Source organism: Kitasatospora sp. NPDC057512, assembly GCF_042802135.1.
Lineage (GTDB): Bacteria > Actinomycetota > Actinomycetes > Streptomycetales > Streptomycetaceae > Kitasatospora.
The window spans coordinates 1-8274 of the sequence record NZ_JBHVET010000356.1 but is presented as its reverse complement, the minus strand read 5'-3'; the positions used below and the strand labels follow the sequence as shown (position 1 = coordinate 8274).

Below are 8274 nucleotides of genomic sequence, written 5' to 3'. Positions count from 1 at the left end.
GGGCGGCAGCGCCCTAGACGGTGACCGACTCCCGGGCCGGGGCCGGCTCCGGGGCGGCGGTCGCGAGCTTGCTGCCCTCGACGTCGACGTCCGGTATCAGCCGGTCGAGCCAGCGCGGCAGCCACCAGGCGCGGCGGCCGAGCAGGGCGAGGACGGCCGGGACGATGGTCATCCGGACGATGAAGGCGTCGAAGGCGACGGCCGCGGCGAGGCCCAGGCCCATCATCTTGATCATCGGCTCGCTCATCCCGATGAAGCCCGCGAAGACAGCGATCATGATGAACGCGGCGGCGGTGACCACCCGGGCGTTGTGCCGGAATCCGGTCACGATCGCCTCACCGGGCTCCTCGCCGTGGACGAAGCCCTCGCGGATGCGGGTGACCAGGAACACCTCGTAGTCCATGGCGAGGCCGAAGACCACGCCGATCATGAAGATCGGCATCATGCTCATCACCGGGCCGGTCTGCTCCACGCCGATCAGGTTGGCCAGCCAGCCCCACTGGAAGACCGCGACCACGGCGCCGAGCGCGGCGACCACCGACAGCAGGAAGCCGAGCGCCGCCTTCAGCGGGACGAGGAGCGAGCGGAAGACGATCATCAGCAGGACGACGGCGAGGCCGACGACCACGGCGAGGTAGGGCAGCAGCGCGTCGGACATCTTCTGCGACACGTCGATGTTCATCGCCGTGGTGCCGCTGACCAGGACCGTCGCCCCGGTGGACGTCTTCAGGCCGGCCGCGTCGTGGCGGATGGCGTGCACGATGTCCTTGGTCTCGGCCTCGCTCGGGCCGGTCGCCGGGACGGCGTTGAGCAGGGCCGTGTCGCCCGCCTGGTTGAACATCGGCGGCGTCACCGCGATGACCCCGGGCAGACCGGAGACCTTCTTGGCGACCTCGGTCGCGGCGGCCTTCGGGTCGGCGACGCCCTTGGCGTCCACCATGACCGTCAGCGGGCCGTTGAAGCCGGGGCCGAAGCCCTCGGAGAGCAGGTCGTACGCGCGGCGCTGGGTGGTGGAGGTGGGCTTGGACTCGTCCCCCGGCAGGCCGAGCCGCAGGTCGAGCGCCGGGGCGGCGAGCACCCCGAGGCCGATCACGCCGCCGAGCAGCACCGCGAGCGGGCGGCGCAGGATGAAGCGGGCCCAGCGGGCACCGCCGTTCTCCTTCGCGGCCGGGGCCGCCGTACCACGGGCCTTGCGGGCCTTGCGCGGCAGCACCTTGCGGCCGAGGAAGCCGAGCAGCGCGGGCACCAGGGTGAGCGCGACCAGCACGGCTATGACGACCGTCCCGGCGGCGGCCATGCCCATCTTGGCCAGGATCGGGATGCCGACCACGGAGAGGCCGGCGAGCGCGATCACCACGGTGAGGCCCGCGAAGACCACCGCGGACCCGGCCGTGCCGACCGCCCGGCCCGCCGCCTCCTGGGGCGTCCGGCCCTCGGCGAGCTCGGCGCGGTAGCGGGAGACGATGAACACCGCGTAGTCGATGCCGACCGCGAGGCCGAGCATCATCGCGAGCGTGCCGGTGGTGGTGGAGAGCCCGAGCGTGCTGCCGAGCGCGGTGATCAACGCCATGCCGAGGCCGACGCCGATGACGGCGGTGAGCAGCGGCAGGCCGGCCGCGACCAGCGAGCCGAAGGTGATCACCAGGACGACGGCGGACAGCGCCATGCCGATCGCCTCGCTGCTGCCGCCCGCGTCGGGCTTGGCCATCAGCGCGGTGCCGCCGATCTCGACCTTGAGGCCGGCGTCCCGGCCGTGCTGGGCGGCCTGCTCCAGGGTGTCGGTGGCGGTCTTGGAGACCTCGCCGGCCTTGGCGGAGTAGCTCACCGTGGCGTAGGCGGTGGTGCCGTCCGCGGAGACGGCGCCCTGCATCTTGAACGGGTCCACCGCGCTGGTGACCTGCTCGGAACCGGCGAGCTCGCCGACCGTCCGTTCGACGGCCTGCTGGTTCGGCGCGGCGGTGATCTTCTGGCCGGAGGGGGCGACGAACACCAGGCGCGCCGAGGCCCCGTCGGCGTGGCCGCCGGGGAAGCGCTCGTTCATCAGGTCGAAGGCCTTCTGCGCTTCCGTGCCGGGCATCGCGAAGCCGTCGTCGGGTGCGGCGGGCGCCTTGGCCGCGAGGACTCCGACGGCCGCCAGCACGGCGACCCAGAGGAAGGTCACCAGCCGGCGCCGGACGAAGGTCCATCGGCCCAGACGGTAGAGGAACGTGGCCACGGGAGAGCGGACTCCTTCGGATGCGGTTCTCGGGATCGGGACGTGCCGCGGCCGGCCGGACGTCCTGGTGGACGCGGTCCGCCGCAGCATGACCAATCCTTGATCGCCGACCCCTACTCCGTCGTCGTCCCTGCGCAGGCCGTTTGCGTACTGCGGACGCAGTAGTGCCCTCCCCCGTACGGAGGAGCGCACGTCCTACGCCGGAAGCAGCCCCCGGACCTGCGGCGGAAGCAGATCCGGTCACCCGTGCGGGCCGCGGCGGCGGGCCGCGGGCCGGTGGGCGAAGTAGCGTGATGTGCCTGACCCGTCCGCTGACGTGCGGTTCGGGAGGATCCGACCCGATCGGTGCTGCTTTCGCAGCCCGCCGCCGGAGGTGCCCCATGGGCGTTCCAGCCGCCCGCATCGTGTTCGACGAGAGCGACCGTGCGACGGTCGCCGAAGCGGTGACCGAGATGCTCACCACCGGCGCGCTGACCCTCGGTCCGTGGACCGAGCGCTTCGAGCAGGCCTTCGCCACCGAGCACGGCGCCTCGCACGCCGTCGCGGTGAGCAGCGGCACGGCGGCGCTGGAGGTGATCCTGCGCAGCATCGACGTCCGGGGCCGCGACGTGGTCGTCCCCGCCGTCACCTTCTACGCCACCGCCGGCGCGGTGGTGCACGCGGGCGGGCGTCCGGTCTTCGCCGACGTCGACCCGGCCACCCTCGCGCTCTCCCCCGAGACCCTGGAGGCGGCGCTCACCCCGGACACCGCCGCCGTCGTCCTGGTGCACATCGGCGGGCTGGTCGGCCCGCAGGTCACCGCGGTGCGGGCGCTGTGCGACCGGCGCGGCGTCCCGCTGGTCGAGGACGCCGCGCACGCCCACGGCAGCAGCTTCGACGGGCGCGCCGCCGGGACCTTCGGCCTGGCCGGGGCCTTCTCCTTCTACCCGACCAAGGTCACCACCAGCGGCGAGGGCGGGATGATCCTCACCGAGTCGCCGGAGCTGCGCGACGAGGCCCGGATCTACCGCGACCAGGGCAAGGGCTCCTTCACCACCAACCACCACGTGAAGCTCGGCTACTCCTGGCGGATGAGCGAGCCGCACGCCGCGATCGGGGCGGTGCACCTGCGCCGGCTGAAGGAGTTCATCGAGACCCGCCGGGCCGTCGCCCGCCGCTACGACGCGGCGCTGGCCGGGCTGGACGGCCTCGACCCGGTGCTCGAACCGCCCGGCTGTCGGGGCAACTACTACAAGTACGTGGCGCTGCTGCCGTCCGGGGTGGACCGCGCCGAGTTCAAACGGGCGGTGGCCGAGGACCACGGGGTGCGGCTGTCCGGCGAGGTCTACGACCTGCCGCTGCACCTCCAGCCGGTGCTCGCCCCCTACCGGCGCGGGCCGCTGCCGGTGGCCGAGGACGTCTGCGCCCGGCAGGTCTGCCTGCCGGTGCACTCCGACATGACCGAGGACGAGACGGAGCAGGTGGTCGACGCCGTCTCCGCGGTGTACCGGCGCCTGGCCGGGTAGCCGGAGCGAAGGGAGCAGGATCGTGCGGATAGCCGTCACCGGAGGCTGCGGGTTCATCGGTTCACATGTCGTGGACCACCTGATCGCGGCCGGCCACGACGTCCTCGCGGTGGACACCACCGACAAGTACCTCAACCCGGACGCCGAGCACGCGCGGCTCGACATCCTCGACCTCAAGGCCCTCACCGCGGCGCTGGCCGGCAGCGAGGTGGTCTACCACCTGGCCGCCATGGCCGACGTCGAGCAGGTCTCCGCCGACCCCGTCCGCGCGGTGCGGACCAACATCGACGGCACCGAGGCCGTCCTGGAGGCCGCCCGGCGCAGCGGCCTGAGCCGGACCGTGCTGGCGAGCACCGTCTGGGTGTACGGAGCCGCCCTCACCGACGGGCAGATCGACGGCGGGGAACAGGAGCTGGACGAGCACGTGCCGATCGAGCTGGAGCACAGCGGCCATCTCTACGTGGCCACCAAGCTCGCCGCCGAGATGCTGGTGCACAGCTACCGCGAGCTCTACGGGCAGCACTTCACCATCCTGCGCTACGGCATCCCGTACGGCCCCCGGATGCGGGACGAACTGGTCGTCGCCCGGTTCGTCCAGGCCGCACTGACCGGCCGGCCGATCACCATCGCCGGGGACGGCCGGCAGAGCCGCAACTTCGTCTACGTCGAGGACCTCGCCGACGCCCACGTCCGGGCCCTCTCCCCCGCCGCCGAGGACCAGACCTTCGCACTGGAGGGCTCGACGGCCGTCTCGGTGCGGGACATCGCCGACACCGTGGACGCCCTGCTGGGGCCCGTCACCATCGAGCACATCGACGGGCGGAAGGCCGACTACGCGGGGCGGCGGATCTCCTCGGCGCAGGCCAAGCGGCTGCTGGGCTGGTCGCCGAGCACCAACTTCACCGCCGGCGTGCGGCAGTACGCGGACTGGTACCGGGCCGCCGTCGGCTCGGCCGCCGGCGCCTGACGGGGCCGCCCGATGCCGCACGCCCTGCTGGTCTCCGGCTCGCTCGGGCAGGGCCACGACGTGATGGCGCAGGCCTGCGCGGACACCCTGCGGGAACGCGGCTGGACCACCCGCACGGTCGACGCCATGGCCCTGCTCGGGCAGCGCTCGGGCGCGGCCGGGGAGGCGGTGTTCCGCCGGCTGCTCGACCTGCCCGGGGTGTACGACGCCTTCCACTTCTCGGCGCTGCGGCCGGGCGCCCGGCTCGCCCTGCTCGCCGACGCGGCGGCCCGCGCCCGGCTGGTCCCGGCGCTGCGGGAGCTGATCGGGGCGCAGCGGCCGCAGCTGGTGGTCTCGGTGTTCGCCACCGCGACCTCGGCGGTCAACCGGCTGCTGCGGCAGGCACCGGAGCGGGAGTTCCGGCACTTCGTGTTCTGCACCGACGTGACGCCGCACCGGCTCTGGGTGCAGGAGGGGACGGACCTCTTCCTGGTCACCTCGGAGGTCGCCGCGTGCGCGGTGCGGCGGTACCGGCCGGACGCCGACGTCGCCGTGGTGCCGGCCCCGCTGCGGCAGCCGTTCTACCGGCCGCCGGAACGGGCTGCGGCGCGCGCGGAGCTGGGCGTGCCGGCGGGCGCCGCCTGCGTGCTGCTGATGTCGGGCTCCTGGGGGCTCGGCCCGCTCGCCCGCACCGCCGCCTCGCTGGCCGCCGCCGGGCCCCACGTACTCGCGGTGGCCGGGCGCAACCGGGAACTGGAACGCCGGCTGCGGACCGCCGCGCGCCGGGAGCCCCGGCTGCACCCCTTCGGCTACACCGACCGCGTCCCCGCGCTGATGGCCGCCGCCGACCTGGTGGTCACCAGCTCGGGCGACACCTGCAGCGAGGCCCGGGCGCTGGGCCGGCGGCTGCTGCTCCTCGACGTGGTGCAGGGGCACGGGCGCGACAACCTCCAGCACGAGCTGGAGCTCGGCCACGCCGACGTCGCCACCGCCCACCCGGCCGAGGTGGTCCGCAACGCCCTGGCCGCCCTCGGCCGCCCCGAGCCCGCGCCGTCCGCCGGCGCGACGCCGGAGGCCTGGCAGGCGGGGTTCGGGGCGGCGCTGCGGCGGGTGGGGCTGGGCTAGCGGTGATGGTGGCCGGCGCGTCCGTCAGCTCGGACGGTCCCCCGTGCCCGGCGGCACCACCCGGTGGTCGCGGAGGGGGCCGAGGGTGAGGCGGTGGGTGCGGCAGTGGGCGGCGATCAGTGGGAGGGCGGCGAGGGTGGCGCGCCAGGAGCCGGGGGCGGAGGTGCAGTCGGAGTCGTGCAGCAGGAGGGTGGCGCCGCCGGTGAGGCCGGGGCGGGCGGTCGCGTAGACGGACTCGCCGGTGGCCTCCGCCGTCCAGTCGCGGCCCCAGGCCGTCCACAGCACGCTGCGCAGGCCGAGTCGGCGGGCGGCCAGGGCCGGGCCGGCCGTCAGGACGCCGTACGGCGGGCGGTACCAGCGCGGGCGGGCGGCGCAGAGTTCGGTCACGGCCTCGGTGGCGCGGCGCAGTTCGCGCAGGTCGCGGGCGGGGGCCGGGTACCACTGCTGCCGGTGGTGCCAGCCGTGGACGGCCACCTCGTGGCCGCGCAGCACCAGCTCGCGGCCGAGCCCGGGGGCCCGCTCCAGCATCGCGCCGAGCAGGAAGAAGGTGGCGCGGGCGCCGAGTTCGTCCAGCGCGTCGAGGACGTACGGGGTGCTGGCCGGATCGGGGCCGTCGTCGAAGGTCAGGGCGACGTGGCCGGGCGCGGCGCCGTGTCCGGCGGTGCGGCGGGCCAGGGTGCGGCGCAGCGGCGGGAGGCGGACGGCGGCCGGGGCGAGGTGCAGGAACTCGACGCCGGCGGCGACGGCGAGGGCGGTGGCGGCGGTGCCCGTCCGGTGCACGGCGGCGGCGCTCACTCGAAGCGCGCGGCCATCCGGCGGAACACGCCCGGTGCCACCCCGTGGAGGCGGGACGGGAAGCCGAGCCAGTGCGGGACGTAGAGGCGGTCGCGTTCGGTGGTGATGGTCGCCACCACGGCGTCCGCGACCCGTTCCGCCGGGACCAGCCGCGGCCACTCGCGCTCGTACGGGGTGCCGCGCCGCTCGAAGAACGGGGTGTCCACCGCGCCGGGGAGCACCAGGCGCACCCCGACGCCCGTGCCGCGCAGCTCGTACCAGAGGCTCTCGGCGAACATCGTCAGTGCGCCCTTGGTGGCCGCGTAGCCGGACTCCTCCCGCGAGCCGACCTGGCCGACGATCGAGCCGAGCAGCACGATCCGGCCGCGGCGGCGCTCCAGCATGCCGGGCAGCAGCAGGCGGACCAGGCGCAGCGGGGCGGCGAGGTTGACCTCGATCATCCGGTCCAGGGTGTCGGAGGGCGTCTGCGCGTAGGGGCCGCGCCAGCCCAGGCCGGCGCTCGCGACCAGGGCGTCCACCCGGCCGGTCTCGGCCAGGGCGGCCTCGGCGAGGCGGGCCGGGCCGTCCGGCTTGCTCAGGTCCTCCGGCAGGGCGCGGCCGCCGGTGCGGTCGGCGAGTTCGTCGAGGCGGGCGCGGTCGGTGCCGGAGAGCAGGGTGAGCCAGCCGGCGTCGGCCAGGCGGGTGGCGGTGGCGCGGCCGATCCCGGAGGAGGCGCCGGTGATCAGCGCGACGGGGCGGTCGGCCGGGTCCGGCGGGGGCTTCAGGGCCCTGCGGTCCGCCCGGACCGCGGGGTCCGTGACGTCCTTCGGGTCCGACCGCCGGGGTCGGGAGTGGGGCTCCTCCGCCATCGGGCACCTGCCGCTCTGTGACCGCCTAGCCGTCCGTTTTGTCCGGCAAGTCACCTTCGCACGGCGGAGCCGTCCGGGCTACCGGGGCGGTACGGCGGGCTCCGCCTCGGCGTCCCGGTGCGGGGCGGACGGCTCCGCGGCCCCGCCCTCCGGCTCGCCGAAGCGCGAGAGCACGAAGGTGCCGCCCACCGCCACCGCGAAGCCCGTCAGCGCGCACCACTCGAACCCGGGGCGCGCGGCGTCCCCGAGCACCGTCACGCCGACCAGCGCCGGACCGAAGGTCTCGGTCACCGTCCCGGCGGCGGTCGCGGCCGTCACCGTGCCGCGCTGCAGGGCCAGGGCGTAGGCGAGGTAGCCGCCGAGGCCGCCGACGGCGAGGGCGTAGGCGGCCGGGTCGGTGAGCACGGCGACCGGGCCGGAGGCGTCCAGCACCCGCACGGCCAGGCTGGTCACGCCGAAGCCGGCCCCGGCCAGCAGCCCCAGACCGGCCGCGGCCGCGTTGCCCTCCCGCCGCACCAGGACCAGGGTGGCGAGCAGCAGGACGGCGGTGGTGGCGAGCAGCGCCCAGTGGAAGGCGGGCGCGGCGTGGTCGCGGCCCTCCCGGCCGGAGCCGAGCGCCAGCAGGGTCAGGCCGGCGACCACGGCGAGGATGCCCGCGAGGTCGCCGCGGCGCAGCCGCGCGCCCAGCAGCCAGACGGCGGCCAGGGCGGTGACGGCCAGGCTGGCGTTGGTGACGGCCTGGACGAGGAAGAGCGGGAGGGTGCGCAGGGCGACGATGCTCAGCGCGAAGCCGACGATGTCCAGCAGGGTGCCGAGGAGGAACTGCCAGGACCGCGCCAG

General features: G+C 75.3%; 7 protein-coding genes. 3 read left to right on the top strand and 4 right to left on the bottom strand.

Annotation, left to right across the window (positions count from 1 at the left end; translation table 11 throughout):
- Window positions 1-13 precede the first annotated feature (13 nt).
- The gene (locus ACFU6K_RS22555; protein WP_380665695.1) at window positions 14-2215 is read right to left on the bottom strand and encodes an MMPL family transporter; all 2202 of its coding nucleotides are present in this window, start codon (window positions 2213-2215) and stop codon (window positions 14-16) included.
- Between the two features lie 380 nt (window positions 2216-2595).
- Between ACFU6K_RS22555 and ACFU6K_RS22550 the strand changes: the two genes are divergently transcribed.
- Genes ACFU6K_RS22550 through ACFU6K_RS22540 form a run of 3 tightly spaced genes read left to right on the top strand, consistent with a single transcriptional unit; the run spans window position 2596 to window position 5791 of the window.
- Window positions 2596-3720 (top strand): DegT/DnrJ/EryC1/StrS family aminotransferase, encoded by a 1125-nt coding sequence (locus ACFU6K_RS22550; protein WP_380665693.1) that lies wholly within the window; start codon window positions 2596-2598, stop codon window positions 3718-3720.
- A 22-nt stretch (window positions 3721-3742) separates the two neighbouring features.
- Window positions 3743-4687: an NAD-dependent epimerase/dehydratase family protein gene (locus ACFU6K_RS22545; protein ID WP_380665691.1), complete on the top strand. Its 945-nt coding sequence runs from the start codon at window positions 3743-3745 to the stop codon at window positions 4685-4687.
- Window positions 4688-4699: 12 nt separating this feature from the next.
- Complete coding sequence (locus tag ACFU6K_RS22540) at window positions 4700-5791, top strand: hypothetical protein (protein WP_380665689.1); 1092 nt, start codon at window positions 4700-4702, stop codon at window positions 5789-5791.
- A 24-nt stretch (window positions 5792-5815) separates the two neighbouring features.
- Here ACFU6K_RS22540 and ACFU6K_RS22535 read toward each other — a convergent pair whose 3' ends face one another.
- The 3 genes from ACFU6K_RS22535 to ACFU6K_RS22525 form a co-directional block, all read right to left on the bottom strand.
- Window positions 5816-6586: a polysaccharide deacetylase family protein gene (locus ACFU6K_RS22535; protein ID WP_380665687.1), complete on the bottom strand. Its 771-nt coding sequence runs from the start codon at window positions 6584-6586 to the stop codon at window positions 5816-5818.
- Window positions 6583-7434 (bottom strand): SDR family NAD(P)-dependent oxidoreductase, encoded by an 852-nt coding sequence (locus ACFU6K_RS22530; RefSeq protein ID WP_380665685.1) that lies wholly within the window; start codon window positions 7432-7434, stop codon window positions 6583-6585. The genes ACFU6K_RS22535 and ACFU6K_RS22530 overlap by 4 nt, the downstream gene beginning before the upstream one ends.
- 78 nt (window positions 7435-7512) lie before the next feature.
- On the bottom strand, window positions 7513-8274 hold a 762-nt coding region (locus tag ACFU6K_RS22525; protein ID WP_380665683.1), incomplete at its 5' end, for a hypothetical protein.